The sequence below is a fragment of the Pseudonocardia wallangbongensis genome (assembly GCF_054486945.1).
The window spans coordinates 52,852-69,323 of sequence record NZ_JBRERS010000012.1 but is presented as its reverse complement, the minus strand read 5'-3'; the positions used below and the strand labels follow the sequence as shown (position 1 = coordinate 69,323).

The window sequence follows — 16,472 nt, the reverse complement described above, 5'->3', positions numbered from 1 at the left end:
ACCGGGTGACTGCGCCGCGGGGCCTGGTCGAGGTGTGCGGGGCAGAGGGTTGCCGGCCGGGTACGGCGCGCTCACCGCAGGGCGGTCATGGTCAGGTCGACACCATGGCTATTCGATCACGGGCCCCAGGCTGCGTCGTCGGTTCGGCCGAGTACACAGCCCGAGATCCACGGGACACGGACTAGCGCAGGATCTCGACCGTCCCCGCGGTCGCGTCGAGCCGGAGGCGGTCGCCCGTCGCGATCACCGCCGTCGGGTCCCGGTCGAGGTCCGACAGCGCCGGCACCCGCGTGACCACCGCGCCCAGGGCGGCCTTCGTCGTCATGACCGTGAAGATCATCCCGATGGGCGCGGTGCCGAGCAGCCGGGTGGTCTGGAAGAAGCCCGACCAGCCCGACGACCCCTTCGCGCCGGGGAACACCAGGATCTTGCCGGTGAAGCACACGCCGCACAGCTCGTGGCGGCGCTCGATGATCGTGCCGGTGGCCGGGTCGATCCCGCCCCAGCCGGAGATCGTCTCGTGCGAGACCAGCGCCTCGCCCTCGACGACGCCGGGCACCACGGTCCGGCCACGCAGCACGGTCGGCACCGTCACAGCCCGCCCCTCCAACGCCCGGTGACGGCGGCGTCGACGCACTCGTCGAGGGTGCCGAACCAGGCCTCGATGCCCAGGATCGCCGGCAGGTAGTGCGCCTGCTTGGCCGAGTCGGTGGCGAAGACCAACGTGCCGGGCGGGGCGGAGCGCGACATCGCGGGGCACGAGTCGGCCAGCACCTTCCCGCCCGCCGCCTCGATGACCGCGGTGTAGCCGCTGCGGTCGGCCGTGTCCTTGAGCGCCCGCGGCGCCATGATCCACAGCTGGGTGCCGGAATGCAGGCGGCGGCCCTCCAGGGCACGGGCGGCCGCCCGGATCTGGTCCAGCGACGCGTGCGGGCAGCCCAGCAGCACGAAGTCGACGTCGGTGCTGGTGCCCTGGTCGTTGAGGGTCTCGTAGACGCGCCTGCGCTCCGCCGCGCCGTAGCCCACCGCCTCGGGGACGGCGCCGCCGAACGCCGCCTCGACGTCCGGCGCCTCCGGCGTGACGCCGGGTACGTGGTAGAGCTCCACACCGCCCGACGACGCCGCGGCGGCGCCGAAGTGCTTGAGCTCGGTGAGGTCCGGCCGGGCGAGGTCGCCGACCACCACCGGGCGCGCCTCCTGCACGAGCTCGCCCACGAAGTAGCCGAACATGCCCCAGTCGCGGAACCCGGACACGGGGACCTCGGCGCGCACGAGATGCGTGCCGCGCCGGTGGACGTCGTGGTGGTTGCCCCAGCACGGGATCCGCCCGGTGAGGCTCGCGGCGCCCGTCGACGACCCGCCCTCGCAGTTCGTGCGGGCCCCGAGCACGGAGTTGGCGTAGACGACCGCGGACGACTCCATCCACGCGCAGTGCTCGCCCCGCGTCGGCAGGTTCCCCACCTGGTAGGGCGTGCAGGTGGCGAGGATGTGCACCCCGCGCCTGCCGTAGAAGGCCTCCGCGTCGGACTGCAGCTCCACGAACTTCTCCGGGTAGGGCGCGATGCCGACGGAGTCCGGCCCGAAGCCCTGCTGCAGCTGGCAGGTGGGGACCTTCATGTCGGGGACCGGAAGGGCCTCGTCCGCGTCCAGGTTGATCACCGAGAACGCCTTCTCCCAGCCGCCCTCGGCCACGAGCTTCGCCTTGGCCGGCGAGGGCTGGGTGGTGGTGCCTGCGACGTTGCGCACGTCGCAGAGCTCCCCGGCGTCCAGTGCCTCGCCGTAGCGGATCAGCAGGTCCATCGCCGCCGCGACGGCCGGACCCTCGGCCCCGTCGCGCATGGCCTTGTCGTCGTCGGTGAGCTTCACGACTCAGCCCTCGACGTTCTCGGCGACGCGCTCGGCGAGGGCGCCGAGGTCGACGTCGTGCACGCTGTCCTTGCCGACGAGGTCGAGCACGTGCGCGGCGGCGAAGCCCTCGGCGCCGCAGGGGCCCATGACCCGCACGCTGGACAGCGCTGCCGCGTCGCCGTCGATGCACCGGCCCGCGACGAGCAGGTTGTGCACGTCGGGTGGGGTCATCGCGCGCAGCGGCACGTAGTGCACGTGGTCGGGCCCGAACGTCTCCCACACGTATCCCTGGCGGGTGTCGTGCAGCTCGATCGGCCACGCCGTGCGGGCCACCGCGTCGGGGAAGCGGGTGCCGGAGCGGATCTCGTCGACGGTGAGCTGGTGCACCGCGGCCACCCACCGGGTCTGGCGGCGCCCGGGGAAGCCGTAGCTGCGCACCCGCGCGTCGCCGAAGACCTCGGGGTACTCCGCGCGCAGCAGCGCGACGGCGCGGTCGGCCTGCTCCTTGCCGCGGATCTGCGCGTCGGCGGCCGCGATCGGGTCGAGCGGGGCCTCGATGTGGGTCATGTTGAGCACCGCGGTGCCCCGGCCCGGGAAGAAGAACGCGAGGCCGTCCCGGCGGTGCAGGCCGAACCCCTCGGCCTTCGCGCCGATCCGCGCGGCCAGCTCGCCGGGGTCGGGGCGGCGGCTCTCGTCGACGCCCTCGACGACGAGCTGCTGGCTGCCGTAGATCTCCCGTTCGGGCAGCCGGCACGGTAGGCCGGCCTCCCAGGCCAGCGCCGCGTCACCGCTCGCGTCGACGAAGCCGGTGGCGGTGACGTCGATGCTGCCGTAGCGGGTGGCGAACCGGACGGCGTCGACCCGGTCGGCCGAGCGGGTCACGCCGGCGATCACGGCGCCGGTGATCGCCTGGATGCCGTGGGCGGCGACGGTCTGCTCGACCCACCTGCCGAGGCGCACCTCGTCGTAGCCGACGGTGGTGGTGTGGCTGCGCCGGTAGAACAGGTCGCCGGAGGCCTCGAGGTCGGCGAACAGGTCGTCGAACAGGCCGTGGGTGAACCGGCGGTGGCCGGGGGCGTTGCCGAAGACGCCGCAGAAGAGGCCGATCAGCGAGTTGACCATCTGCCCACCGAGCACGGGGAGCGCGTCGACCAGCACCACGGACCGGCCCAGCCGCGCCGACTCGACGGCCGCGGAGAGGCCGGCGATCCCGGCGCCGACGACGCACACGTCGGCGGTGACCTCGTGCGTCGCGCTCGCCTGCGGGCGCGTGACGGTGCGGACCGGGAGGTCCGTGAGCGGGTGCGGCATGCGTCACACGGTAGGAACCCGCGGCGGGCGCGCGGAAATAGTGAATCCGTCTGCGCCCCATCAGTTGAACGGATAGGCGCAGCTCAGACGAGCTCCGCCGCGGCGATCACGGTCTCGCGCAGCCACTGGTGCGCCGGGTCGCCGTCGCGGTCGGCGTGCCACCAGAGGCGCTCCACGATCGGCTCGGGGTCGCCGGGGCAGGGCAGCACCCGCAGCCCGAGCTGGTCGGCGACCTGCCTCGCGAGCCGCTCCTGCAACAGGGCGACGCGGTCGGTGCCGGCCACCAGGTACGGCACCGCCTGGTAGCTCTCGACGCGCACACGGATGTCGGGACGGATGCCGAAGAGCGAGAGCTGCCGGCTCATCGGGGCGCCCGACGGGTTGCCGCGGTCGGGCTGGAACGGCGCCACCCACGGCAGCTCGGCGAGCCGCTCGACGCTGATCCCGTCGCCGACGTCCGGGTTGGCGGCGTCGGCGATGCAGACCCAGCGGTCGGTGAACAGCTCGACCGAGTGCACGGACGACAGCTCGAACCGGTCGACGGGCGGCGAGACCATCCCGTCGATCAGGGTGATCGTCTCGGCGAAGTCGAGCGCGAACGCCTCCCGCACGAGCCGCACGTGCAGGTCGACCCCCGGAGCCTGCGCGCCGATCGCCGTCGACAGGTGCCTGCCGAGCACGGCGATCGTGTAGTCGGCCATGAGGAGCGTGAACTCCCGCCGCGAGGTGCTCGGGTCGAACCTGCTGCCCGTGGCGAAGAGCCGCTCGGCCGCGGCGCACACCGTCTCGACCTGCTCGGCCAGCTGCATCGCGAGGGGCGAGAGCCGGTAGCCCGAGCGCGCCCGGATCAGCAGCTCGTCGTCGAAGTGCCGGCGCAGCCTCGACAGCGAGGCGCTCGCCGCCGGCTGGGACACACCGATCCGCGCCGCCGCGCGCGTCACGTTCCGCTCGCGCAGCAGCTCGCGCAGCGCGACCAGCAGGTTCAGGTCGAGGTTCGCCAGGTGCGCAGCCGGGTGCCGCGGCCGAGGGGTCAAAGGCGTACCAGCCGTTCGAAGACGGCCCCGGCGATCAGGCGCTTGCCGGCCGCGGGGTGGTGCTCGTGCAGGCTGTCGAGCACCCGCCGGCGGAACTCGGCGCCGTCCGGCTCGGGCAGCGCGTCGTGGACCCACTGGTTGCCGTGCATCTGCAGCCACCGCCAGTACGCGTCCGGACCGTCGATCGGGAGGTCGACCTCGACGTGGGTGTGGCCCGCCGGTCGCAGCCCGATCCCCTCCAGCTCGGCCGCCGCGTCGGCCGCCGGGACCGGCTCCGGCGCGGGTGCCGGGCCGCCGCCCGAGCGGCCGACGAGGTCGTCGACGATCTCCCCGTAGCGCTCCCACCAGCCGTCCGCGGTGCACGGCCCGGGCGCCGACAGCACCAGCTCGCCGCCCGGTCGCAGGACCCTCGCCAGCTCGGAGACGGCCGTGGGGGAGTCGGGGATGGCCGAGAGGACGAACCCGGCGAACACCACGTCGAACGAGGCATCGGGCAGGTCGAGCCGCCGGACGTCCAACGTCCGGGTCTGCACGCCGGGGAGCTGGAGCGCGGCCAGCCGCTCCACCATCCTCGGCGAGATGTCGCCCGCGACGATCGACACGTCCGGCCCGCGGGACTCGACCAGCGCCCGCGTGATCGCGCCCCGGCCCGCCCCGATGTCCAGCACCCGCGCGCCCGGCGGCAGTGCCGCCCACTGCACGAGCAGGCGACCGATCGTGGCGTAGAACGGCACCTCTTCGTCGTAGCCGTCGGCGATCCGGTCGAACAGCTCGGCGATCGGGTCGGACATGTGATCAGGCTCCCACCCTCCGTGACGAGTGGGAGGGTCGGGGTGGCTACGAGAGGTAGAGCTCGGCGACGCGGGTGAAGATCGCCGCTGCGTCCTCGCCGAACCGGGCCATCGCCTCGATGCGGTCGAACAGCTCGACGTGGTCGGCCACCACCTCGGGATCGGTGACCAGCGCGTTCCCCGCCGTCGTTCCGATGTGCACGCTCGTCGAGTCGTGGATGGTGAACCCGTTGGTGACGAAGAGGGGTGTGGGGTCGGCCGGCATCCGGGGTACGACCCCGACCTTCCATGCGGGTCGCTTGACGGCCAGCTCGGCGAGGTGGGCGCATTGCTGCGCCATCACCGCGCTCCCGGCCACACCCCAGTGCAGCGCCGCTTCAGCGACGATCTGCACCGCTGTCCGGCCGGGTTGTGACATGTGCAGCTGCCGAGCCAGCCGCTCCCGCATCCAGGCTTCGTTCTCCGCGTCCGAGGTGGCGGGTGGGCCGCTGACGATCGCCCGCATGTAGCCCTCGGTCTGCAGCAGGCCCGGCACGATCGACGGGTGAAAGGTCTGTACCTGGCGCGCCCGGCGTTCCTGCAGCCGGATCCGCCGCTGGAGCTGCGACACCCCCTGCTGCAGCAGCACTCGCTTCGGCACGAGCCCGGCCCGCTCCTCGGCGGCCGCCCTGGCCAGCTCCACGAGCCGCTGGCGCTGTTGCTTCGGCGCGCGCAATGCCCAGCCGATCCGGCCGGCGATGAGCATGCTCGGCTGCAGCCTGCCTGACTCGTAGCGCGAGATCGTGGCCTGCGATGTCCCGATCCGGGCGGCGAGATCGGCCCCCGACACCCCGGCATCGGCCCGCAGTCGGCGCAGCGCCGCCGTCAGCTGCTCGGTCGCGCTGAGATCGGAGTCGTCCGGGGACATCTCACGTAGGGTATGCGCCCTTCCGGTGGTGCTCGGGGTGGCGCGCCCACCAGTCCGGGAACGGCTCGGCTGCATGCCAGAGCAGGTCACGCAGCGCCGTGTAGTAGGGCGCATCCCGCTCCGCCACCACCCATGCCCCGCGGAACGCGCCGGCCGGGCCGTAATCCATCCGGATCACGTGGATGTCGTCGAACGCCGAGAAGTCGCCGACCGGAGCCAGCGGGAACGGTGTCTCGGTGAGGTCGACGATGCGGATGTCCTCCCCGTGTGCGATCAGCGGGATATAACCCCACTGGCACTCGTAGCGCTCGTACTCGGTGAGTGGGCCACGGACGATCCGCACTCGACGACGCGTGATGCCGGCGGTGCTGTCGCTGCGCACGCGATCCAGCCACGGTTGCCTCGCCTCCCAGTCCGGCTGCTGATCGCCCCGCTGCCAGGCGTCGAACTCCCGGGCGTCCGCGTCGTAGTAGCCGAGCGTCTCCAGCCGCAGCATGTCGTGCGTGAGGTGCGCGTCGTACCAGCGCGAGAACTCCTCCGGCACCATGAACCGGTCACCGAAGAACGCCCGCGGCACCTGGACCAGGGCTTCGTGGTCGGGCAGCCGCACCTGCGCCAGCACCGGGTGATCCGTGACCCGAGGGCCTTGCACCAGCACGTCCTCCGCGCTGTCGGTCTCGTGGACAGCCGGGCAGGTCTTGCCGTCCCCGCATTCGCCGCGAAGCCTGCCTGTGATGCGCATGGTGACCCCCTCGTCGCTCTTCGTCGACCGAGCCTGGCACTCCTCAACGTGTGAGTCAACTGAGAAGGCGCATTGCTATGCACGGCTCAACTATGCATAGTCGCCGTCATCCGACACTAGGAGGACGGCCATGCTTGTCCGGGAGCGGGTCCCACGCCGCCGGCATCTGCTGGTTCGATGGTTCCGCCGTCTTGTCTCCGGGCCGCGATCACGCGCACGAGGGCGATCCGGCGGTGGGCGCGTCCCACCCCGCGCCGATCGATGACCGACGAGCTGGCAGCGGCGATCGCATCCCTGCCGGGAGCCGCGGAGCGCCTGCTCGCCGATCACCTCGACGACGGGCGCGGGCGCTGCCGCCGTTGCACGCTCGGGGGCCAGTCGGGCCACCACCTCTGGCCGTGCCGGCTGCACGACCTCGCTCGACGCGGCCTCGAGTTGCCCGATCTGGAGAAGCCCGGTGCGTGGTTGGCGCCGTGATCGTTCCGAGCACGCCCGCCGCTCAGGCGCAACCTCCGTTCGGGGGCTCGCCTCCCGCCTCGCCGACCTGGATCGTGGGGAGCCCTGCGACCGAGGAGATGGCGATGGCTCCGTTGCTGCAGCAGGCCTTCCGGCGCAAGCCGGTGGAGGTGATGGCCGCGGAGACCGGTGCCGACGGGCACGGCGGTGGGCAGCTGGCCCGCACCATCGGGCTGTTCCCGCTCACGATGATCGGGGTCGGCGCGACGATCGGGACGGGCATCTTCTTCATCCTGACCGAGGCCGTCCCGGTCGCGGGGCCCGCCGTGGTCTGGTCGTTCGTGATCGCCGGGGTCGTCGCGGGCCTCACCGCGCTGTGTTACGCGGAGCTGGCGAGCGCCGTCCCGGTGTCGGGGTCGTCGTACTCCTACGCGTACGCGACGCTCGGGGAGGTCGTCGCCATGGCGGTGGCGGCGTGCCTGCTGCTCGAGTACGGCGTGTCGGGCGCGGCGGTGGCGGTCGGGTGGTCGCAGTACCTCAACCAGCTGCTCGGCAACCTGTTCGGGTTCCAGATCCCCGAGCTCCTGTCCCAGTCGCCGGAGGGCGGCGGGCTGATCAACCTGCCGGCCGTGGTGCTCATCGCGCTGTGCGCGCTGCTGCTCATCCGCGGGGCGAGCGAGTCGGCCACGGTCAACGCGGTCATGGTGATCATCAAGATCGCGGTGCTGGTGATGTTCGTCCTCATCGGCGTCACGGGCTGGAACAGCGACAACCTCGCCGACTTCGCCCCCTACGGCGTCACGGGCGTCACCGGGGCCGCCGGCATCATCTTCTTCGCCTACGTCGGCCTCGATGCCGTGTCGACGGCCGGGGAGGAGGTCAAGAACCCCCGCCGCACGATGCCGATGGCCATCATCCTGGCGCTGCTCATCGTCACGTTCGTCTACGTGGCGGTCGCGCTCGTCGCGGTCGCCGCGCAGCCGCAGGCGGGATTCGAGGGCCAGGAGGCGGGGCTCGCGGCCATCCTGGAGGACGTGGTGGGGGCGAGCTGGCCGGGCACCGTGCTCGCGGCCGGGGCCATCGTCTCGATCTTCAGCGTCACGCTCGTGGTGATCTACGGCCAGACCCGCATCCTGTTCGCGATCGGCCGGGACGGGTTGCTGCCCGGCTTCTTCCAGCAGGTGAACGCCCGCACCAGGACGCCGGTGAACAACACGATCGTCGTCGCGGTCGCCATCGCGCTGCTGGCCGGTTTCCTGCCGATCAACTTCCTCGCCGAGATGACGAGCATCGGCACCCTCGTGGCGTTCCTCGTCGTCTCCATCGGGGTGATCGTCCTGCGGCGCACCGCGCCCGACCTGCCGCGCGGGTTCCGGGTGCCCGGCTACCCGGTCGTCCCGGTCCTGTCGGTGCTGGGATGCCTCTGGATCATCAACAACCTGCGGCCGATCACGATCGCGGTGTTCGGGATCTGGGTGGCGATCGTCCTGGTCTGGTACTTCACCTACGGGATCCGGCATTCGCGGCTGCGCGCCGGTGACGTTCCGGGGGACGTGTCATGACGGTCCTCGTAGGCCTGCCCCGCGACGAGCGCGCCGCGGCGGCCGTGCAGCTCGGGGTGATGCTCGCCCGCTCGCTCGACCGGGAGCTCGTCGTCTGCACGGTGGTGCCGCCGCCGTGGCCGCCCGGGATGGCCCGGATCGACGCCGAGTACCAGGAGTTCCTCGACCGCAGCGCGCGGGAGGCCATCGAGCAGGCCCGGCGCATGGTGCCCGGCGACCGCCCCGCCGAGTTCGTGACCGCCAGGGCGCGGTCGACCTCGGCGGGGCTCCTGCAGGTCGCGCGGGAGCGCGGCGCCCGGCTGCTGGTGCTCGGCTCGTCCACGGCGGGGGTGCTCGGCCGGGTCGCGTTCGGCAGCGTGGCGGACCGGCTGCTGCACAGCGCGCCGATCCCGGTGGTGCTCGGGCCCCGCGGGTTCCGCTGCCGCAGCGACACCACGGTGCGCCGGGTGACGGTGGCGTTCGGCGCCACCGAGGGCGCGGGCGAGCTCGTGGTCGCCGTCGCCGGGGTGGCCGCGCGGGCGTCCGCCGCGCTGCGCGTCGCGTCGTTCGCCGTGCGGCCCCACACCCCGCTGACCGCCGGGATCGGCTCCCGGGCCGAGGACGCCGTGGCGGGCGAGTGGACCGCGGACGTCGAGCGGGCCCAGCGCGCGGTGCTGAAGGAGGTGGAGCGGCTGCCTCGGCAGCCGCTCGGGATCGAGGCGCTGGTGGGGCACGGCACCGACTGGACCACCGCGATCGAGGACATCGGGTGGGGCGACGGCGAGCTGCTCGCCGTCGGTTCCAGCGTCGCGGGCCCCCTCGAGCGCGTGTTCATCGGTTCGCGCTCGTCGCGGATCGTCCGGCACTCACCGGTACCGGTGGTCGTGGTGCCGCGCGGTGCGGCACAGGCGCTCGCAGAACGCGCGGAGCACGACGTAGGTTGAACGCATGACGATCTCCGCTGGCGACCGGCTCCCCGACGCCGAGCTGCGCACGATGACCCCGGACGGCCCCACCGTCGTCAAGAGCGCCGACGTGCTCGGCACCGGCAAGGTCGTGCTCTTCGCCGTGCCGGGCGCGTTCACGCCGGGCTGCTCCAACGTCCACCTCCCCGGCTTCGTCGAGCGGGCGGACGAGCTCAAGGCCAAGGGCGTCACCAGGATCGCGTGCGTCGCGGTCAACGACCCGTTCGTGATGGACGCGTGGGGCAAGGCCTACGGCGTCGGCGACGACATCCTGCTGCTGTCCGACGGCAACGGCGAGTTCACGGCGGCCATGGGCCTCGAGCTGGACGGCAGCGGCTTCGGGCTCGGCCGGCGCTCGAAGCGCTACGCCGCGATCATCGAGGACGGCGTGCTGAGCAGCCTGGACGTCGACGAGAAGGGCATCGACCTCTCGACCTGCTCGAACGTGCTGCTCAAGCTCTAGCGATCCGAACCGGAAGCCCACCACATACCTCGGCGGATCCAGCTTCCCGCTGGCCGCACCGGCGAACCGTCCGAGTACGCCCGGTACGAGGCCGCCCCGCCGGCGCACCCGGCGGAAACCTGGTCCGCCGATTTATGCACCGGACTTCCGGTTCGGGACACTCGGAGCGGGCTGAAGGGGCCGCGCGGTCTCCTGGGATCCGCGAGCGAGCCGGCGTTCTCGCTTCGGTGGGCGCGCCGTGCCCGGCCGGTCGCGGCCTGATTCCCCGTCTCGCCGTGGTGTCGCGCGCGTACGCCCCGGCTGGTTCCGGTTCGCCGCCTCGGGTGGCCGGCTGGGTCGGGTTCACTACCGTCCCCTGGGCATCCGCCCTGCGAGGCGGGCACCCGCGTGCCGCGGACAGCGCTTCCCATTGATCACATGCTTGCGACCGCCCCCGGGAGGGCCATGAGCGGGACCTCGCAACGATCAACGCGTCATGATCGGTCCGAGATTCGCCGCAGCGCCCACCCGAGGGCGCCCGGCCACAGCTGATCACGAAGAGGCCGCCTCCGGTGGCGCCGCGCACCCACCGGGCAGGCCCCGGCCTACCCGCGCAGCCTGCCGTAGGGGTCGCAGAGGTGAGGGGCGGCGGCCCCGCACGATGCGCGGCGCCACCGGAGGCCCACCGACCAGGTACAGCCCGACCTGCCCGGCACCCGGGCGAGCCCACGCCGAGGTGACCGGCGCGCGCCGCCAGGTCACAGGCCGAGCGCGTGCTTCAGCCGCGTGGCGTGCCGGCGCGCGACCGGGATGGTCTCGCGCGTGCGTGCGTCGGTGGCGAGGAACAGCGCGCCCTTGAAGCCCTGCTCGACCTCGCGCACCCGCCCGAGGTTCACCAGGAAGCGGCGGTGGACGCGGAGGAAGCCCTTGTCCTCGAGCTGCTGCTCGAGGCGGTCGAGGCCGCGGGTGGTGGCGACCAGGCGCCCCTGGTCGGTGGTCAACCAGACGGTGTTGTGGTCCGCCTCCGCGAAGCGGATCTCGCGCGGGTCGAGCAGCACCCAGCGGTCGTCCCGCTGGGCGACGACGCGGCTCGGTACCGGGCTGGGTGGGAGGCCCGGGGCGGGCTCGGCCGGGGGCGCGTCGATGGCGGTGGCGTCGTCGGAGGCCCCGAACGCGAGCAGGACGCCGATCAGCTGGGTGCCGGTGAAGACCGGGTGCACCGCCACCGGGATCGTGACCCCGAGGAACGGTACGAACACGAGCGTCGAGCCCGTCCAGCTCGGGTCCTTGCGGGCCCGCTCGACGGCGCGCCGCACCAGGCGCGGCAGCGTCGAGAGCTGGGGCGTCCAGCGGTGGGTGGGGGAGTAGGCGGGCTGGTCGGCCGGCGTGCCCAGCAGCATGGCGGCCTCGCTGTTGGCGAGCACGACGTTCCCGGCCAGGTCCACGGCGGCCACTGCGGTGGCGGGCGCGGCGCGGAAGTCGGTGAGGGCGGCCGCCAGCTGCGTGCCGCTGAGGTGTGCCCGCTGCCGCAGCTTCGCCTCGGTGGTGGCGGCCACCCGGCCGAGCCAGGGGAGCACCGCGTCCGACAGCGACGCCTGCCAGCTGGAGATGTTGAGGACGGCGAGCGGGTCGTGGGTGACGGCGTCGCGCACCGCGACCCCGGCGCACACCCATCCCTGGAAGCCGCGACACCAGTGCTCGGGTCCGCGGACCAGCACCGGGCGGTGGCTCTCCAGGGCCGTGCCCATGCCGTTGGTGCCGCTCGCCCACTCCGACCACGTGGCCCACGGGGCGAGGTTGCTCTCCGTCGCCAGGTTGAGGATGTACTTGCTACTGCCCCAGGTGCCCAGGATCCGGCCGTCGCCGTCGGTCACGGTGACGACGCCGTCGATGCCGCCGAGCTCCCGGGCGGCGGACGCGGCCTGACCGCCCAGCTCGGTGTACACCACGTCGTGGTCCATCGAGTGGGCGCCCACCTCGGCCGCGGGTGGTGCCCGGTCCAGCTCGGGGTCGACGGCGTACTCCTCGCGGCACCGGTACCAGGACATGAGGATCTCGGGCCGCACCCCCCGCACCGACTCTGCTCCGGCTGCGAAGCGCTCCCAGGCGGCGATGGTCGTGCGGAGGGCGTCGTCGGACAGCACCACGCCGTTCGTTGCGCGTGCTGCCCCGCTCGTTCGCTCCTGTGCGCCGTTCACCCCATCCCCCTTTGGACGCGGCATGTCGCGATCCAGGATCGGATCATCGGGCGCGCGCACCGAGTGGCCATTACCCGAATGGGCAACATCCTGTGCGGCACGACCAGCCGCACACCAGGCTAGCCACCCGGGTGACGGTCCTCCTAGGGGCTGAACGCGCGACGCGACGGCGCATCTTGTGCCCCACCTAGCCATCGGAGGAGGCATCGAAAGATCGAGATCGGTCGGATTGTCGACGAGGACAACCGCAACAGGAGGTAGGAGTCGGTGACGAGTACCGCGCAGGAGCGGTCCGCCCTGCTGAGCAAGCTCGGGTTGGATGCGCAGAACAAGGGGCCCCTGGGGCACGTGCTGGGGACCGGCAACATCGGACAGGCCACGGAACGGGGCGACGGCCGGATGGAGGCGACCGTCCGGATCAACGAGGACGAGTTGACCTGGGATCCCCAGATCCTGGTCCTGCCCCACGGTGGCGATCTCGAGCTCACGCTGATCAACGACGACCGGAACACGCATTGCGCGCTGCTGCCGAGCAATGGCGACCGGAAGTTCATCTGGCTGGTCAACCACTCCCGGGGCCGGGCGACGCTCAACCTCGACGGGCCGGGCTACTACTGGTACAGCTCACCCACGGGCAACGACGAGGGCCGGGGACTCACCGGCGCCATCGTCGTGCTGGGCGACGTCCCACCCGAGGCCAAGCTCGACCGACCCGACCAGCCGCGGCCGTAGGGAGGAGAGGTCATGACGACTGCTGATTACGTCGACGCGGGCGAGGCCATCGACCAGGGAACGCTGAGCGGCAAGCACGGTACCGCTCCACCGGTGGCGGCCCGCCTCGACTACGAGCGCATCCGCAACGCCCGTTCGGAACCCCACAACTGGCTGACCTACTACGGGGCGTACGACGGGCAGCGGTACAGCCCGCTCGACCAGATCAACACGGAGAACGTCAAGCGCATCGTGCCCGCGTGGATCTTCCAGGCCGGCACGAGCGGCATGATCGCCGGCGCGTCCACGTACGCGTTCGAGGCCACCCCGATCGTCGTCGACGGCGTGATGTTCGTCAGCGGCTGGGACGGCTGGGCATGGGCCCTCGACGCCCGAACGGGCAACGAGATCTGGCGGTACAAGCACGCCGTTCCCTTCGACGTGTCGCTGTGCTGCGGGAACGTGAACCGCGGGGTCGCGGTCGCCCAGGGCAAGGTCTTCATGGTCACCGGGAACGCCCACATCATCGCGCTCGACGCGGAGACCGGGAAGAAGGTCTGGGACAAGACCTACGGTGACGTGCGGGCCGGGGAGAGCGCCACGGTCGCGCCACTGATCATCAAGAACATGGTGGTCGTGGGGAGCTCGGGCGGCGAGTTCGGCGTGCGCGGTCACATGGACGCGTTCGACATCGACAGCGGCGAGCACCAGTGGCGCTGCTACATGGTCCCGAAGCCCGGCGAACCCGGCAGCGAGACGTGGCCGGCCGACGGCCAGGCGTGGGCGCGGGGCGGCGCGAACTGCTGGCTGACCAGCACGTTCGACCCGGAGACGAACCTGCTGTACGTGGGCACCGGCAACCCGGCGCCCGACTTCGACGGCGAGGTCCGCCCGGGTGACAACCTCTACACCGACAGCATCGTCGCCGTCGACGTGGACAGCGGCCGGATCCAGTGGCACTACCAGTGCACCCCGCACGACGTGTGGGACTACGACAGCATCTCGGAGTGCATCCTGTTCGAGATGGGCGGGCGCAAGCTGCTCGGCCACTTCGACAAGAACGGGTACTTCTTCGTCCTCGACCGCACGAACGGTGAGCTGGTGCAGATCACCCCGTTCGTGGACCGGATCACGTGGGGGGCGATCACGAGGGACGGCCAGGTGACGGCCAAGGTGTACCCCGAGAAGGAGGGGGAGCCGGTCCACTTCTACCCGGGTCCGGCCGGCGCCAAGGAATGGACCCAGGCGTCCTACAGCCCGAAGACCGAGCTGTTCTACGTGCCGGTCCAGGACGTCGGGGCGACGGCCACCCGGCGCCGCCGGGAGTTCAAGGAGAGCATCCCGTACTGGGGCGCGGGCGTGAACGTGGACCTCGAGGACATGACCGGGTCCGTCAGCGCGTTCGACGGGAACGGTGAGGAGAAGTGGCGCTGGCGCGCCCGGCTCCCGATGTGCGCCTCGACGTTGGCCACGGGCGGCGACCTGGTGTTCGCCGGCGAGCCCTCGGGCGAGTTCAACGCCCTCGACTCGCGGACCGGGGAGCAGCTGTGGCAGTTCCAGTGTGGCAGCGGCCACCACAGCGGCCCGATGACGTATAGCGTGGACGGAAGGCAGTACGTCGCCGTGCCGGTCGGCTGGGGTGGATGGGCGGAAGGTTTCCTGCCCGGGATGCTCGGTGCCGGCCACGGCAGCGCGCTGATCGTCTTCGCCCTCCCGGAGTCGTAGTCGCGATCGATCCGCCGGGCCGGGAACGACGGGAGGAGGTGACCAACCATGGAGCTCGTCGAGTGGGAGTCCCCCGACATCGAGGAAATCGCGTGTGCCCCTGAGGTGACGATGTACGTCGCTCGGATGGAGGACTGACTCCGGCTCCGGGGGACGCCGGCCGATGCCGGCGTCCCCCGGAACGGGGCACTCGGGAAAGGACGCCGACGATGTGGCTTCGCGTGCTGGGATCGGCGGCGGGGGGAGGTTTCCCGCAGTGGAACTGCGGGTGCCCGGGCTGCCGGGCGGTCCGCGACGGCTCCCGGCCTTGCCGGCCCCGCACGCAGTCGTCGGTGGCGGTGAGCGCCGACCGGCGCACGTGGTACCTGCTGAACGCCTCGCCGGACGTGCAGGCGCAGATCGAGTCGTTCCCCGCGCTCCACCCGGCTGACGACCGGGGCACGCCGCTGGACGCGGTGCTGCTCAGCGACGCCGAACTCGACCACACGCTCGGTCTGCTGCTGCTCCGGGAGGGGCGGGGCGTCGACGTGCACGCCACCGAGGCGATGCGCGAAACGCTCGCCGACGGCACGGGGCTGCTGCGCACGCTCGAGGCGTACTGCCCGGTGCGCTGGCACCCGGTCGTGCCGGGTGCGGACGTCCCGCTCGGCGCCGGGCTGTCGTACCGGGCCTTCGACGTGCCGACCACGAAGCGGGCGCGCTTCGGTTCCGGCACCGAGAAGGGACGGGTGGTGGGCTACCGCCTGACCGACGATCGGACTGGGCGGTCCGCCGTCTACCTGCCGGGTGTGCAGGACCTCGCGCCGGTGCGCGACCAGCTGGACGGCTGCGACTGCCTGCTCGTCGACGGCACCTGCTGGCGCGACGACGAGATGGTCCGGCTCGGGCTGGCCGCCAAGACCTCCCGCGAGATGGGGCACGTGCCCATCGACGGGCCCGGGGGGAGCCTCGAACAGCTGGCCCCGCTCCCGATCGCACGGAAGGTCTACATCCACATCAACAACACGAACCCGATCCTCCTCGACGACTCGCCGGAGCGGCGGATGGTCGAGGAGCGCGGCATGGAGGTGGCCATGGACGGGTTGGAGGTCCAGGTATGACGGCGGTCCTGTCCGACACCGACGCCTTCGTGTCGGCGTTGCGTGCCCAGTCCCGGCGTTACCACTCGCTGCACCCGTTCCACCGTCGCATGAACGAGGGCCTGCTGAGCCGTGAGCAGGTGCGGGGCTGGGTGGCCAACCGCTTCTGCTACCAGGCGAACATCCCCCGCAAGGACGGCGCCATCCTGTCCAACTGCCCCCACTCGGACGTGCGCCGCCGCTGGATCCGCCGCATCGTCGACCACGACGGCGCCGCCCCCGGCGAGGGCGGCATCGAGGCGTGGCTGCGGCTCGGCGAGGCCGTCGGGCTCTCCCGGGCGGAGGTGGCGGACGAGCGGCACGTCGTGCCGGGCGTCCGGTTCGCCGTGGACGCGTACCTGACGTTCGCCCGCACCCGGCCCTGGGTCGAGGCGGTCGCCTCGTCGCTGACGGAGCTGTTCGCCCCGGACCTCATGGCCGAGCGGCTCGCCGCCTTCGAGCGGCGCTACACGTGGATCGACCCCGACGGGCTCGCCTACTTCCGGGCCCGCCTCACCCAGGCGCCCCGCGACTCCGAGCACGCGCTCGAGGTGGTGACGCAGTACTGCCGGACGCCGGCCGAGCAGGAGGCGGCCGTGTCGGCGCTGGCGTTCAAGAACGACGTCCTCTGGAGCATGCTCGATGCCATCGACACGGCCTACCCCGACCGTTGAGGACACCGA

The 16,472-nt window shown here is 72.2% G+C and carries 17 protein-coding genes; 9 read left to right on the top strand and 8 right to left on the bottom strand.

What is annotated here, in order from left to right:
- Positions 1-181 precede the first annotated feature (181 nt).
- From ACU436_RS33075 to ACU436_RS33045, 7 genes are all read right to left on the bottom strand, one after another.
- A complete protein-coding gene (locus ACU436_RS33075; RefSeq protein WP_459030976.1) occupies positions 182-595 on the bottom strand; it encodes an aconitase X swivel domain-containing protein in 414 nt (137 codons plus the stop codon).
- Positions 592-1,866 (bottom strand): aconitase X, encoded by a 1,275-nt coding sequence (locus tag ACU436_RS33070; RefSeq protein WP_459030975.1) that lies wholly within the window; start codon positions 1,864-1,866, stop codon positions 592-594. The genes ACU436_RS33075 and ACU436_RS33070 overlap by 4 nt, the downstream gene beginning before the upstream one ends.
- Positions 1,867-1,869: 3 nt before the next feature.
- The gene (locus ACU436_RS33065; protein WP_459030974.1) at positions 1,870-3,159 is read right to left on the bottom strand and encodes an FAD-dependent oxidoreductase; all 1,290 of its coding nucleotides are present in this window, start codon (positions 3,157-3,159) and stop codon (positions 1,870-1,872) included.
- Between the two features lie 83 nt (positions 3,160-3,242).
- A complete protein-coding gene (locus tag ACU436_RS33060; protein WP_459030973.1) occupies positions 3,243-4,193 on the bottom strand; it encodes a LysR substrate-binding domain-containing protein in 951 nt (316 codons plus the stop codon).
- Complete coding sequence (locus ACU436_RS33055) at positions 4,190-4,984, bottom strand: class I SAM-dependent methyltransferase (RefSeq protein WP_459030972.1); 795 nt, start codon at positions 4,982-4,984, stop codon at positions 4,190-4,192. Before ACU436_RS33055 ends, ACU436_RS33060 begins: the two co-directional genes overlap by 4 nt.
- Before the next feature lie 46 nt (positions 4,985-5,030).
- On the bottom strand, positions 5,031-5,891 hold the full coding sequence (locus ACU436_RS33050; protein WP_459030971.1) for a helix-turn-helix domain-containing protein: 861 nt from the start codon (positions 5,889-5,891) through the stop codon (positions 5,031-5,033).
- A gap of 1 nt (position 5,892) precedes the next feature.
- Positions 5,893-6,633: a DUF6879 family protein gene (locus ACU436_RS33045; protein ID WP_459030970.1), complete on the bottom strand. Its 741-nt coding sequence runs from the start codon at positions 6,631-6,633 to the stop codon at positions 5,893-5,895.
- A gap of 261 nt (positions 6,634-6,894) precedes the next feature.
- Between ACU436_RS33045 and ACU436_RS33040 the strand changes: the two genes are divergently transcribed.
- The 4 genes from ACU436_RS33040 (at position 6,895) to ACU436_RS33025 (ending at position 10,058) form a co-directional block, all read left to right on the top strand.
- Positions 6,895-7,110, top strand: coding sequence for a hypothetical protein (locus tag ACU436_RS33040; protein WP_459030968.1), 216 nt, complete (start codon positions 6,895-6,897; stop codon positions 7,108-7,110).
- Positions 7,111-7,214: 104 nt separating this feature from the next.
- Entirely contained in the window at positions 7,215-8,651 is a 1,437-nt protein-coding gene (locus ACU436_RS33035) for an APC family permease (protein WP_459030967.1), read from the top strand.
- Positions 8,648-9,574: a universal stress protein gene (locus ACU436_RS33030; RefSeq protein ID WP_459030966.1), complete on the top strand. Its 927-nt coding sequence runs from the start codon at positions 8,648-8,650 to the stop codon at positions 9,572-9,574. The genes ACU436_RS33035 and ACU436_RS33030 overlap by 4 nt, the downstream gene beginning before the upstream one ends.
- A 4-nt stretch (positions 9,575-9,578) precedes the next feature.
- A complete protein-coding gene (locus tag ACU436_RS33025) occupies positions 9,579-10,058 on the top strand; it encodes a redoxin family protein (protein WP_459030964.1) in 480 nt (159 codons plus the stop codon).
- A gap of 737 nt (positions 10,059-10,795) precedes the next feature.
- Here ACU436_RS33025 and ACU436_RS33020 read toward each other — a convergent pair.
- On the bottom strand, positions 10,796-12,235 hold the full coding sequence (locus ACU436_RS33020) for a LytTR family transcriptional regulator DNA-binding domain-containing protein (protein WP_459030963.1): 1,440 nt from the start codon (positions 12,233-12,235) through the stop codon (positions 10,796-10,798).
- Between the two features lie 267 nt (positions 12,236-12,502).
- Here ACU436_RS33020 and ACU436_RS33015 point away from each other — a divergent pair, with 267 nt between their 5' ends.
- The 5 genes from ACU436_RS33015 (at position 12,503) to pqqC (ending at position 16,463) form a co-directional block, all read left to right on the top strand.
- The gene (locus ACU436_RS33015) at positions 12,503-12,967 is read left to right on the top strand and encodes an MSMEG_3727 family PQQ-associated protein (protein ID WP_459030962.1); all 465 of its coding nucleotides are present in this window, start codon (positions 12,503-12,505) and stop codon (positions 12,965-12,967) included.
- 12 nt (positions 12,968-12,979) lie between these two features.
- Positions 12,980-14,671, top strand: a complete 1,692-nt coding sequence (locus tag ACU436_RS33010; protein WP_459030961.1) for a PQQ-dependent dehydrogenase, methanol/ethanol family — start codon at positions 12,980-12,982, stop codon at positions 14,669-14,671.
- 48 nt (positions 14,672-14,719) lie between these two features.
- Positions 14,720-14,809 carry a pyrroloquinoline quinone precursor peptide PqqA gene (gene pqqA / locus ACU436_RS33005; RefSeq protein ID WP_459030960.1) on the top strand — a complete coding sequence of 30 codons (90 nt, stop codon included), beginning with the start codon at positions 14,720-14,722 and terminating at the stop codon, positions 14,807-14,809.
- Between the two features lie 71 nt (positions 14,810-14,880).
- Positions 14,881-15,771, top strand: coding sequence for a pyrroloquinoline quinone biosynthesis protein PqqB (gene pqqB / locus ACU436_RS33000; RefSeq protein WP_459030959.1), 891 nt, complete (start codon positions 14,881-14,883; stop codon positions 15,769-15,771).
- Positions 15,768-16,463 carry a pyrroloquinoline-quinone synthase PqqC gene (pqqC, locus tag ACU436_RS32995; RefSeq protein ID WP_459030958.1) on the top strand — a complete coding sequence of 232 codons (696 nt, stop codon included), beginning with the start codon at positions 15,768-15,770 and terminating at the stop codon, positions 16,461-16,463. Before pqqB ends, pqqC begins: the two co-directional genes overlap by 4 nt.
- Positions 16,464-16,472 lie beyond the last annotated feature (9 nt).

Excerpts from the sequence above, each read along its gene's own strand:
- ACU436_RS33040 (WP_459030968.1), top strand. The coding sequence starts at position 6,895 with ATGACCGACGAGCTGGCAGCGGCGATCGCATCCCTGCCGGGAGCCGCG.
- pqqB (WP_459030959.1), top strand. The coding sequence starts at position 14,881 with ATGTGGCTTCGCGTGCTGGGATCGGCGGCGGGGGGAGGTTTCCCGCAG.
- ACU436_RS33065 (WP_459030974.1), bottom strand. The coding sequence starts at position 3,159 with ATGCCGCACCCGCTCACGGACCTCCCGGTCCGCACCGTCACGCGCCCG.
- ACU436_RS33050 (WP_459030971.1), bottom strand. The coding sequence starts at position 5,891 with ATGTCCCCGGACGACTCCGATCTCAGCGCGACCGAGCAGCTGACGGCG.
- ACU436_RS33030 (WP_459030966.1), top strand. The coding sequence starts at position 8,648 with ATGACGGTCCTCGTAGGCCTGCCCCGCGACGAGCGCGCCGCGGCGGCC.
- ACU436_RS33035 (WP_459030967.1), top strand. The coding sequence starts at position 7,215 with ATGGCTCCGTTGCTGCAGCAGGCCTTCCGGCGCAAGCCGGTGGAGGTG.
- ACU436_RS33010 (WP_459030961.1), top strand. The coding sequence starts at position 12,980 with ATGACGACTGCTGATTACGTCGACGCGGGCGAGGCCATCGACCAGGGA.
- ACU436_RS33045 (WP_459030970.1), bottom strand. The coding sequence starts at position 6,633 with ATGCGCATCACAGGCAGGCTTCGCGGCGAATGCGGGGACGGCAAGACC.
- ACU436_RS33025 (WP_459030964.1), top strand. The coding sequence starts at position 9,579 with ATGACGATCTCCGCTGGCGACCGGCTCCCCGACGCCGAGCTGCGCACG.
- pqqC (WP_459030958.1), top strand. The coding sequence starts at position 15,768 with ATGACGGCGGTCCTGTCCGACACCGACGCCTTCGTGTCGGCGTTGCGT.
- pqqA (WP_459030960.1), top strand. The coding sequence starts at position 14,720 with ATGGAGCTCGTCGAGTGGGAGTCCCCCGACATCGAGGAAATCGCGTGT.
- ACU436_RS33055 (WP_459030972.1), bottom strand. The coding sequence starts at position 4,984 with ATGTCCGACCCGATCGCCGAGCTGTTCGACCGGATCGCCGACGGCTAC.